The sequence below is a fragment of the Roseitranquillus sediminis genome (genome assembly GCF_016918935.1).
GTDB classification, from domain to species: Bacteria; Pseudomonadota; Alphaproteobacteria; order Rhodobacterales; family Rhodobacteraceae; genus Roseitranquillus; species Roseitranquillus sediminis.
The window spans coordinates 142982-165426 of the sequence record NZ_JAFFOB010000025.1; the positions used below are offsets into that span (position 1 = coordinate 142982).

The following is a 22445-nucleotide window of genomic DNA, read 5'->3' on the forward strand; positions in this document are numbered from 1 at the left end:
CTCAGCGCTCGAGGCCGAGGCGCTTGTGCCAAGCCTCGAGGCTCTCCTCCGGGTACTCCTCGAACGGCTGGTCCTGCGGCATTACGCAGGGCTCGACCCACGTGGCCTTGCTGCCCAGCATCAGGTGCGTCCGCTCCGGTGGCACCGGCAGGTCGGTGTCGATGGCCGAGGCGTGGGGGTGGACCAGCTCCGGCCAGCGCGGATCCCACAGCCAGAGCGCCGAGCCGCAGAGGCCGCAGAACTTGCGCTCACCCTCGCTCTGCGTCTCCTCGCCCGTCGCGTCGTCGTGCATCCGCGCGCGGTAGGTCCGGACATGCGCCTCACCCTCGATGCGCAGCGTGTCGGTCGATGCGCCGAGGTTGATCGCGAACCCGCCGCCGCCCGCCGTCTTGCGACAGATCGAACAGTAGCAGAGCGCGAATGGGTAGGGATGCCGCGACTCCACCGAGAATCGCACCGCGCCGCAGTGGCATGAGCCGTCCAGATGCATTCCACGCCCCCTTTTCCGCGACTGACACGAGCCTCCGCGCTCGCGCGCGAGCGTCAAGACACGCGGGCCCCTAAGGGCTGCAGGCAGACGTCGATCTTTCGATGCTCAGGCCGGTTGACAGGAACGCGAGTCGCCCGTAAGAGCGCCACTTCAGATTTCAGGAACGACCCGAACGGGAACCGACACGCATGGCCAATTCGCCCCAATCGAAGAAGCGCGCTCGCCAGAACGAGCGTCGCGCCGCCGTCAACAAGTCCCGCCGCTCGCGCATCCGGACCTTCATCCGCAAGGTCGAGGAGGCGATCGCCTCGGGTGACGGCGAAGCGGCAAGCCAAGCGCTCCGCCAGGCGCAGCCGGAACTGATGCGCGGCGTGACCAAGGGCGTCTATCACAAGAACACGGCGTCGCGGAAGATGTCGCGCCTCTCGGCCCGGGTGAAGGCCATCGGCTGACCCATTCCACGTCGCAATTTGCCTTGAAGGGCGTGCCTTTGGCGCGCCCTTTTTGCGTTCCGCAAAGGACTTGCGAGGCCTCGGCAGATTCGCACGCGGCGGCTCGTGTCAACATCAAAGGTCGGTTGCGCGGCTCTCGATCGGAGCGCTAGCTTGAGTGTGCGATTCACGCCGACCTGGGGGGACATGACAGCGACCTGACGCTTGGCGCGTGACGACTGCCTTCGGCACAACGTCATGCGGCTGCCTGAGTACCAAAGCATCGAGTCGTGGTGACCGAGCCCGGATGGTTGAGGGGCCTGTTCGGGATCATCGGTTCGACAGCGCCGACTGCAGGCCGGGGGGCCTGTTCCGCCGCTGTCGCAGTGTCCAAAAATGATGCGGCGTCGTGCCGTGGGTCCAGCGACTGCTTGTCGGCTGGCCCGAGGCAACGATGCAACCGTCTGCGATGTGGCAGGCGGGCGGTCCGACCGTCGGAATGGACGGTTCCGGTCCTCGCCCGTCCTGTGCCTCGTGCCACCGGGACGAACCAGATCGCCAGATGACCGAGCGGGGCTGCGAATGGCCCCGCCGTACAATGACAAGAGCGGGCGAAGTCATGACGAACGAGAGTTGGGGATGCATACGTGAGAACCTCATCGAGCGGGTGGGCCGCAACAACTACGTGAACTGGATCGAGCCGCTGGAATTCGCGCGGCTCGAGGACGGGGTGGCGACCTTTCACGTGCCGACCGTCTTCATGGGTGACTGGGTGTCGCGCAACTTCGGCGACCACATCCTGGCCCACCTGAACTCCGCCGGCGAACCGGTCTCCCGCATCGCGTTCAGCGTACCTGCGAACGGGCGTCCGCCCATGCGGGCGCCGGCGCGGAGCCCGGCCCCTCAGACCCCGACGCAACCCGCGGCCGAGCTGGCGGGCGCATCGCTCGACCAGCGCTACACCTTCGACACCTTTGTGGTGGGCAAGCCGAACGAGCTCGCGCACGCCGCCGCACGCCGCGTCGCCGAGGGCGAGACGGTCACCTTCAACCCGCTCTTCCTTTACGGCGGCGTCGGCCTCGGCAAGACGCACCTGATGCACGCAATTGCCTGGGAGCTGCAGGCGCGGCAGCCGGAGCTGCGCGTGGTCTACCTCTCGGCCGAGCAGTTCATGTACCGCTTCGTGCAGGCCCTGCGCGACAAGCAGATGATGGACTTCAAGCAGCTCTTCCGCTCGGTCGACGTGCTGATGGTCGACGACGTGCAGTTCATCGCCGGCAAGGATTCGACGCAGGAAGAGTTCTTCCACACCTTCAATGCCCTCGTGGACCAGAACAAGCAGATCGTCCTCTCGGCCGACCGCGCCCCCGTCGAGATCGAGGGGCTGGAGAACCGCATTGTCAGCCGCCTCCAGTCGGGCCTCGTCGTCGACCTGCACCCCACGAACTACGAGCTGCGCCTCGGCATCCTGCAGCAGAAGGTCGAGCAGTACAGCGACCAGTTCCGCGACATCGAGCTCGCCGATGGGGTGCTGGAGTTCCTGGCGCACCGGATCTCGACCAACGTCCGCGTGCTCGAGGGTGCGCTGATGCGGCTCTTTGCCTTCGGCAGCCTCGTTGGGCGCGAGATCACTCTGGAGCAGACGCAGGATTGCCTTGCCGACATCCTGCGCCACACCGACCGCAAGATCACCGTCGAGGAAATTCAGCGGAAAGTGAGCGATCACTACAACATCCGCCTCAGCGACCTGATCGGACCGAAGCGGGTGCGCACCTACGCCCGGCCGCGGCAGATCGCGATGTATCTCGCCAAGCAGCTGACCACGCGTTCACTGCCCGAGATCGGCCGACGCTTCGGGGGCCGCGATCACACCACCGTGATTCACGGCGTGCGGCGGATTGAGGATCTCAAGTCGAAGGACAGCCAGATCGCCGAGGATCTGGAGCTTCTGCGCCGGTCGCTCGAAGCCTGAGCCGGCATACGCTGCGGCGAGCCTGCCGCGGCGGAGAACCGCTCACTTCACCTTCTGTTGCCCGCAAGCAACGAAATGTGGCTTGCGGGAAACTTCGCTGACCTTTCGGATTGAGTTGGAGCTCCAGCGCTCCACTTCGCGGTTGAGCGCACGGCAGAAGCCGACGCCCGAGAAAGTTCAGAGGGGATCTCATGAATACAGCATGCAAGCTCGTGACGGCCTTCGGCGCCGTCGCCTTCGGCGCAACTTCCGCGTTCGCGCAAACGCGCGTGATCGGCGTCGAGGATCTCGACGAGCGTATCGAGGATATCGAGGAGCAGACCGAGGAGGAGTTCGAGGACGCGCAGGACGACGCAAGATTCGGCTTCGGCCGCTTCGACCAAGGCCTGACCGGCAGCCTGTCGGGGTCGGGCGTCGTCACCAGCGGCAACACCGACACGGCCGACTTCGCCATTGGCGGGCGCCTGCGCTACGGCGCCGGGCTCACGAACTACAGCCTCGGCGTGGCAGCCTTTTATGGTGAAGAGGACCACGACCGCAGCGAGAACAACGTCTTCGTCACCGCCGACGTCAATCGCTCGATCACCGAGCAGTTCTACCTCTTCGCACTCGGCCGCTACGAGTATGATGAGTTCGGCCCGTTCGAACACGACGCTTTCCTCGGCGTTGGTCCCGGTGTGCGCCTCTACAACACCGAGCAATTTGCCTGGCGCGTCCAGGCCGGTCCCGGCGTCCGTTATACCAAGGACCAGGACGGAGAGGACGAAACCGATTTCGCGGTGATCGCGTCTTCGCGGCTGTTCTACTCGATCAGCGAGACCGCCTTCTTCACCAACGACACCGATATCCTGCATTCGGACGTAGGCACTCAGATCATCAACGATGCGGGCGTGAACTTCCGCCTCACCGACACGCTCTCGACCCGCGTTGCATATCGGACCGACTGGAACAGCGACCCGATCGACGGCTTCGATGAGACCGACAACAAGCTGACGGTGTCGGTCGTCTACGCGTTCAACTGACGACAAAGCTTCGTCGCTCGAATGGCGGGCGCCGGCTCAGAGCCGGCGCCCGGACTCCCGCTCCACATTGACGAACCTGCACCGCGAAGCGCCCTTGCAATGGCCGGTCGGTCAACTAGGCTCGGCGCTCCGGGGACGACGGAGCAGGACATGAAAATCAGCATCGAACGCGGCACGCTGTTGAAAGCCGTGGGCCAGGCGCAATCGGTGGTGGAGCGCCGCAACACGATCCCGATCCTCGCCAACGTCCTGATCGAGGCCGAGGGTGATCGCGTCAGCTTTCGTGCCACCGACCTCGACATCGAGGTGGTCGACCGGGTCAACGCGCAGGTACACCGCGCCGGGTCGACCACCGTCAGCGCCGTCACCCTGCACGAAATCGTCCGCAAGCTGCCCGACGGCGCACTGGTCAACCTGAGCGACGATGGCGCCGCGGGCCGCCTCATGGTCGAGGCAGGACGGGCGCAATTTCAGCTGACGACCCTGCCGCGCGAGGACTTCCCGGTCATGGCGTCCTCCGAGTACGCCTCGAACTTCACAGCACCGGCGCCCGTCCTGCGGCGCCTCTTCGACAAGTCCCGCTTCGCGATCTCGACCGAGGAAACGCGCTACTACCTCAACGGCGTCTACATGCATGTGGCCGACGGAGAGGACGGTCGGGTGCTGCGCTGCGTCGCGACCGACGGCCACCGCCTCGCCCGCATAGACGCGCCCCTGCCCGAGGGCGCCGACGACATGCCCGGCGTCATCGTGCCGCGCAAGACGGTGGGCGAGCTGCGCAAGCTACTTGACGACGACGAGGCGCAGATAGCCGTTTCCGTGAGCGAGACCAAGGTGCGCTTCGCGACACCCGAGATCACGCTGACATCCAAGGTCATCGACGGCACCTTCCCCGACTATTCGCGCGTCATCCCCAACGGCAACTCGCGGCGCATGGAGGTCGACGCGTCGGAGTTCGCAAAGGCGGTCGACCGGGTCGCCACCGTCTCGTCCGAGCGCTCGCGCGCCGTTAAGATGCAAATCGACGATGACCGGCTCGTGCTTAGCGTCAACGCCCCCGACAGCGGCAACGCCGAGGAGGAGCTGGGCGTCGCCTACCACGACGAGCGGCTCGAGATCGGCTTCAACGCCAAGTACCTGCTCGAGATCGCGAGCCAAGTCGACCGCGAGAACGCCGTCTTCCTGTTCAACTCCGCCGGCGATCCGACGCTGATGCGCGAGGGGAACGACGGTTCGGCGGTCTACGTCGTCATGCCGATGCGCGTCTGAGGGCGGGGCCACCGACGCCGCGCGAGCCGATGCCGGGCCAGCGCCTCACCGCCCTCACCCTCTCTCACTTCCGCTCCTACGTCCGGGCGCGGCTGGCGCCTGCGGCCGGCCCGGCCGCGCTGATCGGTCCGAACGGAGCAGGCAAGACGAACCTGCTCGAGGCGATCTCGCTCCTGTCTCCCGGCCGCGGCCTCAGGCGCGCGGCGATCGGCGCCTTCGCGCGGCGGCCCGAGGAGATGGGCTGGAAGATCGGGGCAGCCATCGAAGCCGCCGGCGAGACGCACGAAGTCGAGACGTGGGCGGAGCGCGACGCCTCCCGCCAGGTGCGGATCGACGGCAAGGCCGCGCCGCAATCCGCGCTCGGCCGCATTGTCCGCGTGCTCTGGCTCGTGCCCTCCATGGACCGGCTCTGGATCGAGGGGGCCGAGGGACGGCGCCGCTTCCTGGACCGCACCACGATGAGCTTCCTGCCCGAACATGCCGACGCGGTGCTGGCCTATGAGCGTGCGATGCGCGAGCGCAACCGCCTTCTCCGCGACGGACCCGATGATGGCCGCTGGAGCGCCGCGCTCGAGCGGCGAATGGCCGAAGCCGGCGCGGCGCTGTCGGCAAATCGCCGCACTGCCCTCACCCGCCTCGCCGCCGCACAGGCCGAGGGGCGGTCGGCGTTCCCGAAGGCGGAGCTTGCGCTCGACGACGACGCTCCGGAGACGGCCGAGGCGCTGGCGGCGGCGCTGGCCGCCAGCCGCGCCCGCGACGCGGCGGCGGGCCGCGCGCTAGTCGGTCCTCACCGCGCCGACCTCGCCGCATTCTACGGCGCGCGCGACGTGCCGGCGCGGGACTGCTCCACGGGCGAGCAGAAGGCGCTGCTCGTGTCGCTCATCCTCGCCAACGCCCGCGCCCTCGCCGAGGAGATCGGCGCCGCCCCGATCCTGCTCCTCGACGAAGTCGCGGCGCATCTCGACGCCAACCGCCGCGCCACCCTCTACGACGAGATCATGGCGCTCGGTGCGCAGGTCTGGATGACCGGCACCGAGCGCACGCTCTTCGAGCCGCTCGGCGACCGCGCGCAGGTCCTGGAGGTAACCGAGGAGAACGGCGTCAGCCGGATCCTCGGCGACTGAGGTCAGTCGCCGTTCACGATCGTCAGGAACGTCGACCCGAACCGGTCCAGCCGCTGCGCGTCCATGCCGGGCACCCGCGCCAGCGCATCCTCGTTCGCCGGCTGCGCCTCGGCGATGCGGCGCAGGACTGACGTGCTGCACGACAGCGGACGCGCGGTACCGTCCGCGCCGCGCGCCAGGTCCAGTTGCGCCGACTGCAGGCGATCGAAGATCGTGCCCGCCTCGCGCCCCGCCAGCCGCCGGCGCTGCGGATGCTGCGCCTCCGGCTCGGCGCCCGTCACCACGGCGACGAAGGCTGCGCCGTAGCGCTCGAGCTTGACCGAGCCGACGCCCGAGATCCCAGCCATCGCGTCGAGGTCCCGCGGCCGGCGCTCGGCGATCTCGATCAGCGTCCGGTCGGGAAAGATCACGTAGGCCGGCACGCCCTGCGCCTGGGCCAGCGCCCGCCGCTTCGCCTTCAGCGCGGAGAGGAGCGGCGCGTCGTCCTCCGACACAAGTGCGCGGACGGTCGGCGACGGCCGGCGCCGCACCGCCTCGCGCCGGAGTTCAACCGCCACCTCGCCCCGCAGCACCGGCCGCGCCGCCTCGGTCATCCGGAACGCGCCGTGCCGCTCCGGGTCGGGGCGGATCAGGTCGCGCGCTTGCATCTGCCGGAAGACCGCCTGCCACTGCCGCCGGTCGAGCTCGCGCCCGACGCCGAAGGTTGGGAGACCGTCGTGCCGCCGCGCCGTCACCTTGTCTGTCGCGTTGCCCGTCAGGATGTCGATCAGGTGACCTGCGCCAAACCGCTCGTCGGTGCGCAAAATCGCCGACAGCGCCTTGCGCACCGCATCCGTCCCGTCGAAGAGCTCCGGCGGCGCGTCGCAGAGATCGCAGTTGCCGCACGGCTCAGCGCTCTCGCCGAAATAGGCCAGCAGGTCGACCCGGCGGCAGCGCAGCGCCTCGGCGAGCCCCAAGAGCGCGTTCAGCCGTCCGTGGTCTGCCGCCTTGCGCTCGCCCGGCGCGGCGCTCTCGTCGATCTGGCTCCGGCGCAGGCGGATGTCGTCGGGGCCATATAGCGTCAGCGTCTCGGCCGGCGCCCCGTCCCGTCCGGCCCGGCCGATCTCCTGATAGTAGGCCTCTATCGACTTCGGCAGATCGGCGTGCGCCACCCACCGGATGTCGGGCTTGTCGATGCCCATGCCGAATGCGACCGTCGCGACAACGATCAGCCCGTCCTCGGTCTGGAACGCGCGTTCGACCTCGCGCCGCTCCTCGGCCTCCAGTCCGCCGTTGTAGGCGCGCGCCGCATGCCCCGCCTCGCGCAGCGCGCGCGCCAGCGTCTCGGTCTTGGCGCGGGTGCCGCAATAGACGATGCCGGACTGGCCGCGGCGCGCGGCGGCGAAGTCGAGGATCTGCCGCCGCGGCGTGTCCTTCGGCGCGAAGGCGAGGTGGATATTCGGCCGGTCGAACCCGCGCAGGAAAATCCGCGGCGCCTCGCCGCCGAAGAGCCGCGCGACGATCTCGTCCCGCGTCTCGGCGTCCGCCGTGGCCGTGAAGGCGGCCAGCGGAATCCGGAGTGCCTGCCGCAGCGCGCCGATTCGCAGGTAGTCGGGACGGAAGTCGTGGCCCCACTGGCTCACGCAGTGCGCCTCGTCCACCGCGATGAGTCCGACGTTCGCGCGCCGCAGGAGCGGAACCGTGCCCGAGGAGGCGAGCCGCTCAGGCGCCATGTAGAGGAGCTTCAGCCGCCCCTCGCGCAGCGAGGCGAAGACCTCCTCCGTCTCCGCCTCCGTGTTCCCCGAGGTGAGGGCCCCCGCCTCGACTCCCGCTTCCCGCAGCGCGCGCACCTGGTCCCGCATCAGCGCGATGAGCGGCGAGACGACGAGCGTCACGCCGTCGCGGCAGAGCGCGGGAAGCTGATAGCAAAGCGACTTGCCGCCGCCGGTGGGCATGATCGCCAGCACGTCGCGCCCGGCGCAGACCGCCTGCACGATCTCCTCCTGCCCCCGTCGGAACGCGTCGAAACCGAAGACGGAGGCGAGAAGGCGCTGCGGGTCTGTCATCTCTCGGGAGGGCTGTCGCGGATGCGGCCGGACCCTGCCACGGCGCGCCGGGACGGGCAAGGCGACCTTAGCGTTCGAGATGCATCTTGAGCCGCTGGAGCGCGTGTTCCCACTGCCGCCCGATCTCGTCGAGACAGTCGCGCATCTCGCCGATCCGTTCGGGGCGAAGCTCGAAGCGCGTCTCGCGGCCGGCGCGCCGGCTGGTCACCACACCCGCCGCCTCAAGCACGCGCAGGTGCTTGGTGACGGCCTGGCGCGTCATCGTCAGGCCTTGGGAAAGGTCGCCGAGCGTGCGGTCCTGTCCATCGGCCAGCGCCTGAACCAGCGTCAGCCGCGTCGGATCGCCCAGCGCGGCGAAGACGGGCGCGGCGGCTTCAGGCCGCCGGAGCGGGTGCGACATGCTGCGCGAGGTTCTTCATCTGCCATTCCCACCCGCCCTCGTTGCGGCGACGGGCGTCGGCCCGGGCCTCAGGCGGCAGCGCGTCGAAACCGGACTCGGTCACGGTGACGCGGGTCCCCGTCGGCACCGGCTCAAGCGTGAAGGCGACCCTGGTCTCGGCATCCCCCAGCGGGCGCTGTTTCTCATCCGCGTGCGGCCAGGTGAAGACGAAGCGCCGTTCCGGGACGATCTCCTGAACTGTGACGTGCCAGGCGACGTCCGCATGTTCCGGGATCGTCATTCGCGCCTCGACCCTTCGACCAACTTCGAAGGGGCCGTCGAACCGGGCTCGGAACCAGGTCCCGAACGCGCCGCTGTCGATGAGCGCGGCCCAGACGCGGGCGGGTGGCGCGGAGATATCGATGCTCCTCACGATGTCTTCGGTCATGGCAACCCTCCTGTTGCCAATCAGAATACCACGCGCCGCACCGTCTCGCAACCTTTCGGTTGCGGATCAGTAGAACGCGGCCGCGTTGTTGATGAGGATGATCCTGAGCGCATAGATCCCGATCAGCGCGACCAGCGGCGCGAGATCCAGACCCCCCGTCGCCGGCAGGATGCGCCGGATCGGGTCATAGATCGGCTGCAGCAGCCGCTCCAGTCCGTACCAGATCTGGCTCACGACCGGCTGGCGCAGGTTCAGCACCTGAAAGTTGATGAGCCAGCTCATCACGATGTGCACGATCATGATGAACCAGGCGATGTCGAGGATCAGCAACAGGATCTGAAGCAGGGAGGTCATCGGCGGCTCGCGTTCGGGTCGGCGCCTTACCTATGCGGCGGGTGGGCCGCTGACAAGGCGATGCGGCGGGCAAGCTTGACGGCGCCAGGGCGGTGCGGCAGGTGGCGCCGATGTATCCGCTGCTGCGCCTCGCCAAGGAATTCTGGGTCCACCGGAACGCGCCCGACCTCGGGCTCTTCGAGACGCACGTCTCCTGCCACCGGTGCTGGCCGCACGACGTCGATATCTGGATGGAGCTCAACAACGGGCGCACGCTGACGCTCTACGACTTCGGGCGCCTGGTCCTCTTCCGCCGCATCGGCATCGCTCCCATCATGCGCGCGCATGGGTGGACCGGCACGGTCGCCGGCGTCAGCGTCCGCTACCGCAGGCGGGTGCGGATGTTCGACCGGATCGAGATGCGCACGCGCCTGGTCGGCTGGGACGCGCGCTTCGTCTACATCGAGCAGGGGATGTGGCGGGACGACACCTGCACCAGCCACGTCCTGGTGCGCACCGCGATCACCGACCGAGCCGGCATGGTGCCTACCGACGAAGTCGCACGCGCCGCCGGCGCGCCCCACCAGTCGCCACCGCTACCCGCCTGGATCGCCGCCTGGTGCCAGGCGGAGGCCAGCCGCCCCTGGCCACCCGTTCTCTGACGCCAGGCGTCGGTCCGCCTCTCCACGCGCGCGTCGGCGCCGCGCGGCGCGGGCGCCGCGCCACCACCGGCGCAACGCAGACGCGCCGCCCTGCTTGATCCGCGACCAACCCGTGCGATAGTCCGCTCCGGCGGGGGCGGAGGGGCGCATGCGGCGGCGGATCTGGGGCTGGATGATGTTCGACTGGGCCAGCCAGCCCTATGCGACACTGCTCCTGACGTTCATCTTCGCCCCCTACTTCGCGACGGTGGTCGGCGACCCGGTGCGGGCGCAGACGCTGTGGGGGGCGATGCTGGGCGTCGTCGGCATCTGCATCGCGCTGCTGGCCCCGGTTCTGGGCGCGGTGGCCGATTCCTCGGGCCGGCGAACGCCGTGGATCGTGACGTTCTCGGTCATCTACACGGTCGCGGCCTTCGCGCTGTGGTGGGCGGTCCCGGCATCGGAGAACGTCATCTGGATCCTCGTCGTCTTCGGCGCCGGCCTGTGGGGGATGGAGTTCGCCACGGTCTTCACCAACGCGATGCTGCCCGACCTCGGCGCGCGCGAGGAGATCGGGCGCATCAGTGGCACGGGGATGGCCTGGGGCTATGCCGGCGGCGTCCTGTCGTTGATCTTCGTGCTGCTGCTCCTGGCCGAGAACGACGGAGGCACGACCCTTCTCGGCGGGCCGCCGATCCTCGGCCTCGATCCCGCCGAACGCGAGGGGACGCGCGCCGTCGGGCCGTTTACCGCGCTCTGGTACCTGGTCTTCATGATCCCGTTCTTCCTGTGGGTGCGCGAGGCGCCCGGGCGGCGGGTCCGTCCGCGGGTGCTGCAGGGCCTCGCCGACCTGGGACGGACCCTGCGTCGGCTGCCGTCGAATCCCAGCCTCGGCGCCTATCTCGCCTCGTCGATGTTCTACCGCGACGCGCTCACCGGCATGTACACCTTCGGCGGCATCTACGCGACCGGAGTGCTGGGCTGGTCGGTGATCGACACCGGCATCTTCGGCATCCTCGCGGCGACCTCGGCGGGCGTTTTCTGCTGGATCGGCGGCCGGGCCGACAGCACCTTCGGGCCGAAGCCGGTCATCATCGCCGGCATCGTCGTGCTGATCGTGACCGGCATCGTGGCGATCGCGACCTCGCGCGGCAGCGTCTTCGGTATCGCCGTGCCGGCAGAATCTGCGCTGCCGGACATCACGTTCTACTTCGTCGGAATGGCGATCGGCGCCGCCGGCGGCATCGTTCAGGCGGCGAGCCGGACGATGCTGGTGCGGCAGGCGGACGTGACGCGGATGACCGAGGCGTTCGGCCTCTACGCGCTGGCCGGCAAGGCGACGTCGTTCCTGGCGCCCGCTAGCATAGCGATCGTCACGGATGCAACAGGCAGCCAGAGAGCGGGCATCGCGCCGCTGATACTTCTCTTCCTGATCGGTCTCGTTCTGCTACTCTGGGTCAAACCGGACGGAAAACGAGCAGTCACATGGTCCGCCGCGCCCTCGCCCAACTCGCCCTGATCTCGCTTGCCCTGCTGACGGCGCTGCCGGCCGCGGCCCAGACCCCGGCCAAGGAACTCTTTGGCCGGCAACAGGCGGGTTCACCGCACCGGCCGCACCCGCTCGGCAGCTATTCCCGGGGCTGCCTCGCCGGTGCGGTCCCGCTGGCCGAGACGGGACCCACCTGGCAGGCGATGCGCCTCAGCCGCAACCGCAACTGGGCCTTTCCCGAAACGCTGACGTTCATCGACCGCCTGTCGCGCTTCGCGGCGCGCCTGCCGGGGTGGAACGGCCTCTACATCGGCGATATGTCGCAGCCGCGCGGCGGCCCCATGCTGACCGGACACGCCAGCCATCAGACCGGCCTTGATATCGACATCTGGCTTCGCCCCGCGACTAACCTGCGCCTGACGCCGCGCGAGCGAGAGGAGGTCTCGTCGATCTCGTTGCAGCGATCCAGGGGGGCGTTCGTCAACGACAGCTGGACGCCGGCGCATCACGAACTGCTGAAGGCGGCTGCGAGCGATCCGGCCGTGGCGCGGATCTTCATCTTCCCCGGCGCCAAGGTCCAGATGTGTCGCGACGCCCGCGGCGACCGCGCTTGGCTGCGCAAGATCCGTCCCTGGTGGGGTCATGATACCCACTTCCACGTGCGTCTCGCCTGCCCGCGCGGGATGAGCGGCTGCGTCGATCAGGACCCGCCGCCGCCGGGCGACGGCTGCGACGACGCAGTGGCCTGGGCCAACAATATCCTGAACCCGCCGCCGCCCGACCCGAATGCACCGCCGCCGCGCCCCCGGCGAGACCTGACGCTCGCCGACCTGCCGCAGGAATGCGCCTCCGTTCTCTCGCGCTGATCGCGGCGCTCCTCCTCGCTGCCTGCGGCCGCGTGCCGGCGCAGACCGGACCGGCAGTGTTCGTCGGCAGCTACGACCTGACCATCGCGCAGGAGTGGTTCGGCGGCTTCTCGGGCTTCGACACGCCCGACGGGCGGACCTTCGCGATGATCTCCGACCGTGGCTTCCTCGTCACCGGCAGCCTTCTTCGGCTGGGCGAGCGGATCATCGGCATCGGCGACCGCGTGATCCGCACGTTCGAACCGCCGGAAGGCGGCTGGCCGATGATCGGCGGCGAAAAGATCGCCGTCGACACAGAGGGGCTGGTGCTCGACGGCGGCGACCTCTTCGTCTCGTTCGAGGTGATCCACGAGGTCTGGCGCTATTCCCTCACCGGCGGCACGCCGGTGCGCCTGCCAAGCCATCCGGACTTCGCCGCCCTCCGCTACAACGGCTCATTCGAGGCGCTGGCGATGGACGGAAACGGCGACCTCGTCGTTCTGCCCGAGCGGCCGGAGCGCTGGGGACGGGGCTTCCACCTCTGGCGCTGGGACGGAAGCGCGTGGCGCCGCGACGGACGCCTGCCGGACCGCGACCGTTACCGCGCCGTCGGCGCCGACTTCGGCCCCGACGGGCGTCTCTACCTGCTGGAGCGGCGGCTCGGCCTCTGGGGCTTCGCTTCGCGCATCCGCAGCTTCGCCTACGAGGACGGCGGCTGGACAGACGAAGGGCTGGTGCTCGAGAGCGAAGCCGGCCGCCACGGCAACCTCGAGGGCCTCGCCGTCTGGCGCGATGCGGGAGGCCGGCTGCGGCTGACGATGACCACCGACAACAACTTCAAGTGGTTCCAGCGCAACGAGCTGGTGGAGTACGCGGTGCCGGAGTGACTTGATGCGGCGCGCGGCCGGCGGTATAGGCCCCGCGTCCCTGCGCGGGACCAAGTCTCCGCCACCTTGCCAAAACGGACGCCTCACATGCCCCGCCTCCTCCCCGGCATCATCGCCATGGCCGCCATCGTCGTGGCGTCCAACATCCTGGTGCAGTTCCTGTTCGGCCAGTGGCTGACCTGGGGCGCGTTCACCTATCCGCTGGCATTCCTCGTCACCGACGTGATGAACCGGGTCTATGGCCCGGCGACGGCGCGGCGCGTGGTCTATGCCGGCTTTCTCACCGGGCTCGCGTGCTCCTTCGTGGGCACGCAGATCGAGGGCGCTTTCGGCCCGCTCGTGACCTGGCGCATCGCGATCGCTTCCGGAACGGCGTTTCTCACCGCTCAACTCATTGATGTTGCTGCATTCGACAGGCTGCGTGGCGGTCGCTGGTGGCGGGCGCCGCTGGTCTCGACGCTGATCGGATCGGCGCTCGACACGGCGATCTTCTTCACTCTCGCCTTCGCCGGATCGCTCGCGTTCCTCGAGCCAGGCAACGACGTGGCGTGGGCGAACGAGGCGGTGCCGCTTCTCGGGCAGGGGCCGCTCATGCCGCTCTGGATCTCGCTCGCGGTGGCGGACTGGAGCGTCAAGCTTCTGCTCGCCTTGCTGGCGCTTGTCCCGTTTCGCGTCATCGTGAGACAGCTTCAGGTAAGGCCGGTCTGATTTTCTTTGACAGATGGCCCGGTCGCACCCACCTTCAGCCTGTCGGAAACATTCAGAAAGGAGGTGGTCCAGTGTCGAGAGTGATATTGGAGAGCGTGGTTGGGACAGTCGGGAGGATTGTCGCCTGAGGGCAGCCCCTCGAGCGAACCACTCCTGATTGGGCCGCGGTCGTACCGACCCTAACTGGCCCATCTCCATCAGAACTCGGAGGGCCGCCTGCCAGGGCGGCCCTTTCCGTTTTTTGCAAATTCGTTGAAGATTTCGCGGCCGGTCTTACAAGTTCGTGCAAGTCTTTCATGACCCCCGAGGTGCCCCTTGCTGCGCGTCACCGACCGCATCGCGATCGAGGACTGGGAACTCGTCGAGCACTTCGTCCGCTCGGGCGGCCCCGGCGGGCAGAACGTCAACAAGGTCTCCACCGCGGTCGAGCTGCGGTTCGAGGCGGAGCGGTCGCCGAACCTGCCGGACCCCGTCAAGCGCCGCCTGCGCCGCCTCGCCGGGCGCCGCTGGACCTCGGACGGTGCGATCGTCCTGCAGGTGTCCGACACCCGCAGCCAGTCGCGCAACCGCGAGCTGGCGCGCGAGCGGCTGGCCGAGTTGATCCGCCGCGCCACCGAGACACCGAAGCGCCGCGTGCCGACGCGGCCCACGCTCGCCTCCAAACGCCGACGGCTGGAGGCGAAGAAGCAGCGGGGCGAGGTCAAGTCGCTAAGGGGGCGCGTGGAGGACTGAGGCGTCCCCGTCGCCCGCGGCAGCAGGAGGATTTTCCCGCCGAGATTCACGTGTATCCTGCCGGCAGAGCCGAGGCCACGGCTCGCTCGCTGGAGGGCATGGAACATGGCCTGGAGGAGATATACGATGAACAGAACGGCTTTCGCCATCGCCGGCGCGATGACCTGCCTCGCTGTCGCGAGTGCGGCGCTGGCGCAGCAGCAGTCCGGCGCAGTCGGCTCCGGGCCGCCCGAGGACGTGTCGCTCGAAGTCACCGTAGGCCCCGAGGGTCCGAGTCTGTCGCAAAGCGAGTTCCGGCTCGCACATGGCGGGTACTATCGCTTCAACCTGGTCTGCCCCACCGACGTGGAGAACGAGGCCGGCATCAGCTTTCACGCCCCGGAGCTGATGGAGAACGTGCACATCCGGATCGTCAGCGTCGCCGATCCGGACAGCGACGACGAGATCAACTTCCACATGCAGGGGCTGAACTTCAGGTCGATCGACTGCGAGGGGCTGGGGGCATCGGCCCGGTTCAGCTTTCACCCGATGCGGGCTGGAACCTACCCCTTCACGGTGACGGACTCGGCCGAACCGCCGAACGAGGCTTCGGGCGAGGTTATCGTGGAGTGACCTCGGCCTGAGGTCCGGGCCGGCCGCCGCGCAAGCGGCCGGCCCGGCGTCGCTACTGCGGCTCCTGCCGGGCGAGCCAGTCGCGCAGGAACGCAATTTCCTGTTGCTGCGTCTCGATGATCTGCGCCGCGAGTTCCCTGAGCTCCGGGTCCTGACCGTATTCCAGCACGATCTCGGCCATCGCCACCGCGCCCTCGTGGTGCGGGATCATGCCGCGGGCGAAGTCGATGTCGGGATCGCCGGAAAGGCCGGCGGACATGTCGGCGTGCATGCGCTCGTTCGCCGCGCGGAGCGCCGCGCTCGCGGTATCGTCAGCCGCCGCGGGCGACGGCGCGTGATCCTCGTGCCGTGCCGGATCGCCGTGATCCATTCCGGTTCCCGCCAGACCCCGGTCCTGTGCCTGGGCGGCGGCGGCGAAAGCCGCAACGGCGATGGTGATGGTGCCTGTCCTGAACATGTAGAATTTCTCCTTCACGGGTTCGTCGGCCCCAATGTACGCCGTCCGTCTCCGCCAGTCAGGGGCAAGGCGGTCGTCCACATCAGAAATGGCCGGCGCGTTCGTCTGGCGCTGGTCCGCATCGGTCTGGTCTCCTCGTCGTTCCAGTCGCCGCTCTGGACGGTGTCCCATCGGGTCATGTCGGGACCGGCCCGGGCGCCGGCACGAGGCGCAGCTCCGCGATCCAGGTCGCAGGCGGCCGGTCGCGGCAGCGGCAGTGCTGCGGCTTATCCGGCGTCAAGGGGTCGACGTGACGGCCCGAACGTTTAGGTTAGAACCTGTTCAGAAAAGACGGAGCAGATGCATGCAAAGCCTTCGCGAGGCTTGGTTGCATATTTGGGACCAGATGAACCCGAGCGAGCCAGGCCCTCATTACCTCGCCACCTTCTTTGCCACCGCGATGGTGCTCTTCATCGTCGCGGTCCTCATCGGTCAGCTCTAGGAGCGGGCCTCAGACCAGGACCTCGAGCGGCGGCTGCGCGCCGACGCCGAAGACATCGCGGTAACGCTCGACCTCGGCGGCCGGACCGGTCGCCTTCAGCGGATTGTCGGAAAGCTTGACCGTGGGGCGGCCCTCGGCAGCGACGGCCTTGCAGACGAGGCTGAAGGGCGCCAGCGCATCCTGCGCGACGAGGCCTCGGAAGTCGTTGGTAAGCAGCGTGCCCCAGCCGAACGAGACGCGGGTGCGGCCCGAGAACCGCTGGTGCAGCTCGACGATGCGCTCCACGTCGAGGCCGTCGGAGAAGATCACGAGCTTGTCGCGCGGGTCCTCGCCGCGGCTCTCCCACCAGCGGATCGCGGTTTCGCCGCCGACGACAGGGTCGCCCGAGTCGATGCGGATGCCGGTCCATCCGGCAAGCCAGTCGGGGGCGTTGTCGAGGAACTGCACCGTGCCGAAGGTGTCGGGCAGGATGACGCGGAGGTTGCCGTCATGCTCTTCCTGCCAGTCGGCGAGGACGCGGTAGGGGGCGGCGCGGAGCTCGGCCTCGTCATCGGCGAGGGCGGCATAGACCATCGGCAGCTCGTGCGCGTTGGTGCCGATCGCCTCGAGGTCGCGGCGCATGGCGATGAGGCAGTTGGAGGTGCCGGCGAAGTGCGGCCCGAGCCCCTCGATCATCGCCTGCACGCACCAGTCCTGCCAGAGGAACGAGTGCCGTCGGCGGGTGCCGAAGTCCGCAATGCGAAGCCCCTCGATCCCGCGCAGGCGCTCGACCTTCTCCCAGAGCTTGGTCATGGCGCGGGCGTAGAGGACCTGCAGCTCGAAGCGGCCCATGTCGTGCACCACGGCGCGCGAGCGCAGCTCCATCAGGACGGCGAGCGCCGGGATCTCCCACAGCATGACCTCGGGCCAAGCGCCCTCGAAGCTGAGCTCGTACTGCCCGTCGCGCACCTCAAGGTGGTAGGGCGGCAGCTGCACGTGCTCGAGCCAGTCCATGAACTCGGGCCGGAACATCTGGCGCTTGCCGTAGAAGGTGTTGCCGCGCATCCAGGTGCTCTCGCCGCGGGCGAGGCGGAGCGAGCGGATGTGGTCGAGCTGCTCGCGCAGCTCGCCCTCGTCGATCAGCTCGGCGAGGCGGATGCGGCTGGTGCGATTGATGAGGCGGAAGGTGACGTTGACGTCGGGCCGGTTGCGGAACACCGACTGGCACATCAGGAGCTTGTAGAAGTCGGTATCGATGAGCGAGCGGACGATCGGGTCGATCTTCCACTTGTGGCTCCAGACCCGTTCGGCGATGTCGACCACGGCGCGCCCCCGTCCCCTGCGGCGGAACAGGTGATACGACATTGGCGGCCCGGGGCAAAGGCTTGCCGCGAATCGGCCAGCGCCGACGCTACTCCGCGGCGACGGGCCTCGGCCTGGCGCGGTCCTCGCCGAGGATGGCGCGCAGCTCGGCCAGCAGCTCCGCGCGCCTGACGGGCTTCGTGAGGAAGGCCGTCATGCCGGCCTCGAAGCAGCGGCGCCGGTCTTCGTCGAATGCGTTGGCGGTCAGACCGACGATCGGGCACGGCGGCCCGACCTCCTGCCGCCGGATGGTACGGGTGGCCTCGAGCCCGTCCATCACCGGCATGGAGACGTCCATGAGGATCACGTCGAGCCTCTGCTCCGCGACCGCCTCGACCGCCTGCTTCCCGTCCTCGGCAAGGATGAGCTCGGCGCCGGTGTCGGCGAGGTAACGCGTGATGAGGAACATGTTGGTGCGATTGTCTTCCACGACGAGGATGCGGGTTCCGGCGAGGGCGCGGTCAGCATGAGCGGCGGGCACAGGCGCCGCGAGCTCGGGCGACGACTGGGCAGCAACCTGCATCGGCAGCCGCAGCGTGAAGGTGGAGCCGCGGCCCGGCGTGGAGCTGACGCCGATCTCGCCCCCCATCGCCTCCGCCAACTTGCGGGAGATCGACAGTCCGAGCCCGGTGCCCCCGAAGCGGCGCGCGACGTGCGCGTCGGCTTGGGTGAACGTCTCGAAAATAGCCTGCAGCCGTTCCGGCGCGATGCCGATCCCGGTGTCCTGGACCTCGAATGCGACGGTGCCGTCAGCCTGCGCGTCGAGGCGGAGCGTCACGCCGCCGGTCTCGGTAAACTTCAGCGCGTTGCCGATCAGGTTCAGCAGGATCTGGCGCAGCCGTCCGGCATCGCCGCGCACCAGGCGCGGCAACGCGCCGGTGGTGGCGTCCACGAGGGTCAGTCCCTTGGCCGCGGCGACCGGCGCCATGACGCCCAGCGTCGAGCGCACCAGCTGGGGCAGGTCGAACGGCTCCTCCAGGATGTCGGCATGGCCCGCCTCCAGCCGCGTCGCCTCGAGGACGTCGTTGACGATCATGAGCAGTGCCTCTCCCGACTCGAGGATCATCTCGACGTAGGGCGCCTCCGGCGCGTCCCGCAGGCGCGTGCGCAGCAGGTCGGCGGTGCCGATGATGCCGTTCAGCGGCGTACGGATCTCGTGGCTCATGGTGGCGAGGAAGGTGGATTTGGCCTCGGCCGCCGCCTCGGCCGCCGCCTTTGCGGCCGCGAGCTCGCGCTCGCGCCGCTTGGCGTCCGTGATCTCGCGGGTGACGTTGACGTGCCCCAGGAGTGCGCCGTCGGCGTCGTTGAGCGTCGTGATGCTGCTCTCGACCCAGGTCGGCTCGACGCCGTCGCGTGCCAGCATGAGCTCGGCGCGGATCGACTGGCCTTTGCGGATTGCCGCCGCGAGGCGTTGACGTGCGTCGGGATCGTTCTCGGGGTCGGTGAAGATGGTACGCACCGGGCAGCCGATCAGCGCCTCCGGCGGGCGTCCGGCCAGCTCGGCGGCGGCCCGGTTCACCCACTCGACCCGACCGTCAGCGTCGCAGATGAGGATTGCGTCGCGGGCGACCCGCGCGACCACGGCCAGGCGCTGCGCCGCGCCCTCGCGCTCCTGCAGCTGTTCGTGCGCCCAGTGCAGCCGGGCCGACTCGCGCCGCAGCATCCGGGCGCCCCGATCCAGCATGCGGCTGTTGCGGGCGACGTCGCCGAGAAGCGAGGCAGCAACCAAGACGAAGAAGCCGAAGGCCACCGCGTCGTAGATCAGGCTCGTCGACAAGCCGTCGGTCCCGACCTCCCACGCGAAGAGGCCGACGAGCGTCGCCGCCCAGAGCGCGAGCTTGATGGCGATCAGCCGGCGCGCGGCGTGCAGCATGAGGCCGGTGTCGAGAACGATGGCGGCGATCGCGACGAGCGTCATCACGCGGGCCTCGTCGCCCTGGACCACCCAGAGGATCGAGATCGCGAGCGAGGTCACGACCGCGTCCATCCACGCCAGCGCCAGCACCATTCGCCGCACGCGCGGGAGGTTTGCACCGGCCAGTCCGGTGCGCGAGAGGCGACGGGCATACCAGGTGTCCGCCGCGTCGGACGCGCCGAGGAGCAGGGCGAGCAGACAGCCCGAGAACCAGTCGAAGAAGATGCCGTGCAGTATCGCCCCGACGACGATGAGTATGACCCGTTCCCGCGACCTCCGCATCCGCTCGCGCAGGTACAGCCCGATGCCGCGCTCCCCGGCGGTCGGGTGCTCCGTCAGGAGATCGGTGTCATGCGCTGAAGCTGACGTCACGGCGGCCTCGTTGCTCGGCAAGCGCCATCTGCGCCCGCAAGACTTGGGAATCGGTTAAGCTACGCCAGTGTAACGCCCGCGCGGCGCATGTCCGCTCGTGCAGTCCTCAGGGAGCCTGCGAGATCGATCCCTCGGCAGGCGTCCTCGACAACGGTGGTGCGAAAGCCGAGCCGGGCGGCGTCGAGCGCCGAGAAGGCGACGCAGAAGTCGGTGGCCAGCCCGGCGAGGACGAGCGTGTCGACACCACGGGCGCGGAGGTAGCCCTCGAGCCCCGTCGGCGTCCGGTGGTCGTTCTCGAAGAAGGCGGAGTAGCTGTCGACATCGCGGCGAAAGCCCTTGCGCACGATGGTCTGCGCCCGGTCGACGCGCAGGTCGGGGTGGAATTCGGCGCCGTGGGAGCCGATCGCGCAATGATCGGGCCAGAGGACTTGGCTGCCGTAGGGCATCTCGATGCTCTCGAAAGGCGCGCGGCCCTGATGTTGCGAGGCGAAGGAGTGATGCTCGGCCGGGTGCCAGTCCTGCGTGAGCACGCGCACCGCGAATTCGTCCAGCATCGCGTTGATCGGGCGGATCACCGCGTCGCCGTCGGTCACGGCGAGGGCGCCGCCAGGGCAGAAGTCGTTCTGCACGTCGATGACGATGAGCGCTTCGTTCTCGGACCGCATGGGATATCTCCGCTCCGTCACGGGCGCGACCGCCCTGCCCCCGTTCTTGCGGTCGCTGCGGAGCCGGTCAAGGCGCAGGCTTCAGCCAAGCGGCAGTCCGGCGTCGTCCTTGAGCGTCCTCAGCACGATCTCGGAGCGCACCTGCGCCACCTGCGGGTGCGGCAGGAGCCGGGTGTGGATCAGGTCGGCGAAGGCCTCGAGGCTGCGGACATGCACGTCGAGGATGTAGTCGGCGTCGCCCGAGACCGAGTGCGCGGCGCGGATCTGGTCGTGCTCGGCGAGGAAGCGGGCGAAGGCCGCCTCCTGCTCCTGCCCGTGGGTGCGCAGGTTCACGCGGATGATCGCGCGGAGGCCGAAGCCCAGCGCCGCGGGGTCGAGCCGGGCGCGGTAGCCCGCGATGACGCCGGACGCCTCGAGCGCAGCGCGCCGGCGCGAGCATTGAGAGGCGGAGAGGCCGACCGCCTCAGCCAAGGCGGCGTTGGTCATGCTGCCGTCGGTCTGGAGCGCACGCAGGAGGGCGAGGTCGAACCTGTCCATGCGCGGAGCGTGCGACAAAGGGCGCGCGGGCGCAAGAAGCGCGCGGCGGCGGCCTGGAGCCCGGCCGCTTTGCAACCTCCTTGCGCAGCGAGGGTTCTATGATGCGAGCGACAGATTCCGGGAGGAGGACCGACATGGGACCGTTTCCGCACGACGCTCCGAAAGCCACCATCAGCGACGCCAACCCCGCCGGCACCGACGGGTTCGAGTTCGTCGAGTTCGCGCACCCCGAGCCGGAGGTGCTGGACAGCCTGTTCCGCCGGATGGGCTACGAGCCGGTCGCGAAGCACCGCTCGAAGGAGATCACGCTCTACCGGCAGGGCGACATCAACTACCTGCTGAACGCCGAGCCCGGCAGCCATGCGGCCGGCTTCGTGGCCGAGCACGGCCCCTGCGCCCCGGCGATGGCGTGGCGGGTGGTGGACGCCAAGCACGCGCTGAAGCGCGCGGTGTCGCTCGGCGCGACGGAATACACCGGGCCGGGCAAGTCGCTTGACGTGCCGGCGGTGGTGGGGATCGGCGGTTCGCTGCTCTACTTCGTCGACACCTATGGCGAGGGCGGGAGCTGCTACGAGAGCGCGTTCGAGTGGCTGGGCGAGCGCGACCCGCGGCCGGAAGGTGTAGGCTTTTACTACCTAGACCACCTGACCCACAACGTGGTCCGCGGCAACATGGACACCTGGTACAGGTTCTACGCCGAGACGTTCAATTTCCGCGAGATCAAGTTCTTCGACATCAAGGGCAGGCAGACCGGCCTGACCAGCCGCGCCCTGACCTCGCCCGACGGTAAGATCCGCATCCCGATCAATGAGAGCGCGGACGAGAACAGCCAGATCGAGGAGTATCTCAAGGAGTACAAGGGCGAGGGCATCCAGCACATCGCCGTTGGCACCGAGGACATCTACGCCGCGACCGACGCGATCAGCGCGAAGGGGCTGGAGTTCATGCCGGGGCCGCCGGACACCTACTACGAGATGAGCCACAGGCGCGTGCAGGGGCATGACGAGCCGGTGGAGCGGATGAAGAGGCACGGCATCTTGATCGACGGCGAGGGCGTGGTCGGCGGCGGCGAGACGCGGATCCTGCTGCAGATCTTCTCGAAGACGGTGATCGGCCCGATCTTCTTCGAGTTCATCCAGCGCAAGGGCGACGACGGCTTCGGCGAAGGCAACTTCCGCGCGCTGTTCGAATCGATCGAGGAGGACCAGATCCGCCGCGGCGTGCTCAAGGCGGACGAGCCGGCGGCGTGA

The 22445-nt window shown here is 68.8% G+C and carries 24 protein-coding genes; 14 read left to right on the forward strand and 10 right to left on the reverse strand.

Annotation, left to right across the window (positions count from 1 at the left end; genetic code table 11):
• Position 1: 1 nt before the first annotated feature.
• Positions 2-490, reverse strand: a complete 489-nt coding sequence (locus JM664_RS16895) for a GFA family protein (RefSeq protein WP_227421098.1) — start codon at positions 488-490, stop codon at positions 2-4.
• A 188-nt stretch (positions 491-678) separates the two neighbouring features.
• Here JM664_RS16895 and rpsT point away from each other — a divergent pair, with 188 nt between their 5' ends.
• The 5 genes from rpsT to recF all read left to right on the forward strand — a co-directional run bounded on the left by rpsT (position 679) and on the right by recF (position 6308).
• The gene (gene rpsT, locus JM664_RS16900; protein ID WP_227421099.1) at positions 679-942 is read left to right on the forward strand and encodes a 30S ribosomal protein S20; all 264 of its coding nucleotides are present in this window, start codon (positions 679-681) and stop codon (positions 940-942) included.
• A 598-nt stretch (positions 943-1540) separates the two neighbouring features.
• Positions 1541-2893: a chromosomal replication initiator protein DnaA gene (gene dnaA / locus JM664_RS16905; RefSeq protein ID WP_227421100.1), complete on the forward strand. Its 1353-nt coding sequence runs from the start codon at positions 1541-1543 to the stop codon at positions 2891-2893.
• A gap of 191 nt (positions 2894-3084) precedes the next feature.
• Positions 3085-3915: a DUF481 domain-containing protein gene (locus JM664_RS16910; protein WP_227421101.1), complete on the forward strand. Its 831-nt coding sequence runs from the start codon at positions 3085-3087 to the stop codon at positions 3913-3915.
• Between the two features lie 150 nt (positions 3916-4065).
• A complete protein-coding gene (dnaN, locus tag JM664_RS16915; RefSeq protein ID WP_227421102.1) occupies positions 4066-5184 on the forward strand; it encodes a DNA polymerase III subunit beta in 1119 nt (372 codons plus the stop codon).
• A gap of 29 nt (positions 5185-5213) precedes the next feature.
• Positions 5214-6308, forward strand: a complete 1095-nt coding sequence (gene recF / locus JM664_RS16920; protein WP_227421103.1) for a DNA replication/repair protein RecF — start codon at positions 5214-5216, stop codon at positions 6306-6308.
• Between the two features lie 2 nt (positions 6309-6310).
• Here the strand turns inward: recF and recQ are convergent, their stop codons facing one another.
• The 4 genes from recQ to JM664_RS16940 form a co-directional block, all read right to left on the reverse strand.
• A complete protein-coding gene (recQ, locus tag JM664_RS16925; protein WP_227421104.1) occupies positions 6311-8353 on the reverse strand; it encodes a DNA helicase RecQ in 2043 nt (680 codons plus the stop codon).
• A gap of 67 nt (positions 8354-8420) precedes the next feature.
• Complete coding sequence (locus JM664_RS16930) at positions 8421-8753, reverse strand: ArsR/SmtB family transcription factor (protein WP_227421105.1); 333 nt, start codon at positions 8751-8753, stop codon at positions 8421-8423.
• Positions 8728-9180 (reverse strand): SRPBCC family protein, encoded by a 453-nt coding sequence (locus JM664_RS16935; protein ID WP_227421106.1) that lies wholly within the window; start codon positions 9178-9180, stop codon positions 8728-8730. Before JM664_RS16935 ends, JM664_RS16930 begins: the two co-directional genes overlap by 26 nt.
• A gap of 66 nt (positions 9181-9246) precedes the next feature.
• Positions 9247-9534: a YggT family protein gene (locus JM664_RS16940; protein WP_227421107.1), complete on the reverse strand. Its 288-nt coding sequence runs from the start codon at positions 9532-9534 to the stop codon at positions 9247-9249.
• A 110-nt stretch (positions 9535-9644) separates the two neighbouring features.
• Here JM664_RS16940 and JM664_RS16945 point away from each other — a divergent pair, with 110 nt between their 5' ends.
• The 7 genes from JM664_RS16945 to JM664_RS16975 all read left to right on the forward strand — a co-directional run bounded on the left by JM664_RS16945 (position 9645) and on the right by JM664_RS16975 (position 15427).
• The gene (locus JM664_RS16945) at positions 9645-10175 is read left to right on the forward strand and encodes an acyl-CoA thioesterase (protein WP_227421108.1); all 531 of its coding nucleotides are present in this window, start codon (positions 9645-9647) and stop codon (positions 10173-10175) included.
• A gap of 148 nt (positions 10176-10323) precedes the next feature.
• Positions 10324-11673: an MFS transporter gene (locus tag JM664_RS16950; protein WP_227421109.1), complete on the forward strand. Its 1350-nt coding sequence runs from the start codon at positions 10324-10326 to the stop codon at positions 11671-11673.
• Positions 11640-12509, forward strand: coding sequence for a penicillin-insensitive murein endopeptidase (gene mepA / locus JM664_RS16955; protein ID WP_227421110.1), 870 nt, complete (start codon positions 11640-11642; stop codon positions 12507-12509). The genes JM664_RS16950 and mepA overlap by 34 nt, the downstream gene beginning before the upstream one ends.
• On the forward strand, positions 12485-13375 hold the full coding sequence (locus JM664_RS16960) for an esterase-like activity of phytase family protein (RefSeq protein WP_227421111.1): 891 nt from the start codon (positions 12485-12487) through the stop codon (positions 13373-13375). Before mepA ends, JM664_RS16960 begins: the two co-directional genes overlap by 25 nt.
• 87 nt (positions 13376-13462) lie before the next feature.
• Complete coding sequence (locus tag JM664_RS16965) at positions 13463-14083, forward strand: queuosine precursor transporter (RefSeq protein ID WP_227421112.1); 621 nt, start codon at positions 13463-13465, stop codon at positions 14081-14083.
• A gap of 315 nt (positions 14084-14398) precedes the next feature.
• Positions 14399-14815 (forward strand): alternative ribosome rescue aminoacyl-tRNA hydrolase ArfB, encoded by a 417-nt coding sequence (arfB, locus tag JM664_RS16970; RefSeq protein ID WP_227421113.1) that lies wholly within the window; start codon positions 14399-14401, stop codon positions 14813-14815.
• Between the two features lie 126 nt (positions 14816-14941).
• On the forward strand, positions 14942-15427 hold the full coding sequence (locus JM664_RS16975) for a hypothetical protein (RefSeq protein WP_227421114.1): 486 nt from the start codon (positions 14942-14944) through the stop codon (positions 15425-15427).
• A gap of 52 nt (positions 15428-15479) precedes the next feature.
• On the opposite strand, the gene copM is transcribed toward JM664_RS16975, so the two are convergent.
• On the reverse strand, positions 15480-15884 hold the full coding sequence (gene copM, locus JM664_RS16980; protein ID WP_227421115.1) for a CopM family metallochaperone: 405 nt from the start codon (positions 15882-15884) through the stop codon (positions 15480-15482).
• A 343-nt stretch (positions 15885-16227) separates the two neighbouring features.
• On the opposite strand from copM, the gene JM664_RS16985 reads away from it, so the two are divergent.
• The gene (locus JM664_RS16985) at positions 16228-16365 is read left to right on the forward strand and encodes a hypothetical protein (protein WP_227421116.1); all 138 of its coding nucleotides are present in this window, start codon (positions 16228-16230) and stop codon (positions 16363-16365) included.
• Between the two features lie 9 nt (positions 16366-16374).
• Here the strand turns inward: JM664_RS16985 and pncB are convergent, their stop codons facing one another.
• The 4 genes from pncB to JM664_RS17005 all read right to left on the reverse strand — a co-directional run bounded on the left by pncB (position 16375) and on the right by JM664_RS17005 (position 21195).
• Positions 16375-17667, reverse strand: a complete 1293-nt coding sequence (gene pncB, locus JM664_RS16990) for a nicotinate phosphoribosyltransferase (RefSeq protein ID WP_227421271.1) — start codon at positions 17665-17667, stop codon at positions 16375-16377.
• An 88-nt stretch (positions 17668-17755) separates the two neighbouring features.
• Positions 17756-19993 carry a hybrid sensor histidine kinase/response regulator gene (locus JM664_RS16995; RefSeq protein ID WP_227421117.1) on the reverse strand — a complete coding sequence of 746 codons (2238 nt, stop codon included), beginning with the start codon at positions 19991-19993 and terminating at the stop codon, positions 17756-17758.
• Between the two features lie 59 nt (positions 19994-20052).
• Positions 20053-20658 carry a bifunctional nicotinamidase/pyrazinamidase gene (gene pncA / locus JM664_RS17000; protein WP_227421118.1) on the reverse strand — a complete coding sequence of 202 codons (606 nt, stop codon included), beginning with the start codon at positions 20656-20658 and terminating at the stop codon, positions 20053-20055.
• Between the two features lie 81 nt (positions 20659-20739).
• The gene (locus tag JM664_RS17005; RefSeq protein ID WP_227421119.1) at positions 20740-21195 is read right to left on the reverse strand and encodes an Lrp/AsnC family transcriptional regulator; all 456 of its coding nucleotides are present in this window, start codon (positions 21193-21195) and stop codon (positions 20740-20742) included.
• 134 nt (positions 21196-21329) lie between these two features.
• Here JM664_RS17005 and hppD point away from each other — a divergent pair, with 134 nt between their 5' ends.
• A complete protein-coding gene (gene hppD, locus JM664_RS17010) occupies positions 21330-22445 on the forward strand; it encodes a 4-hydroxyphenylpyruvate dioxygenase (RefSeq protein ID WP_227421120.1) in 1116 nt (371 codons plus the stop codon).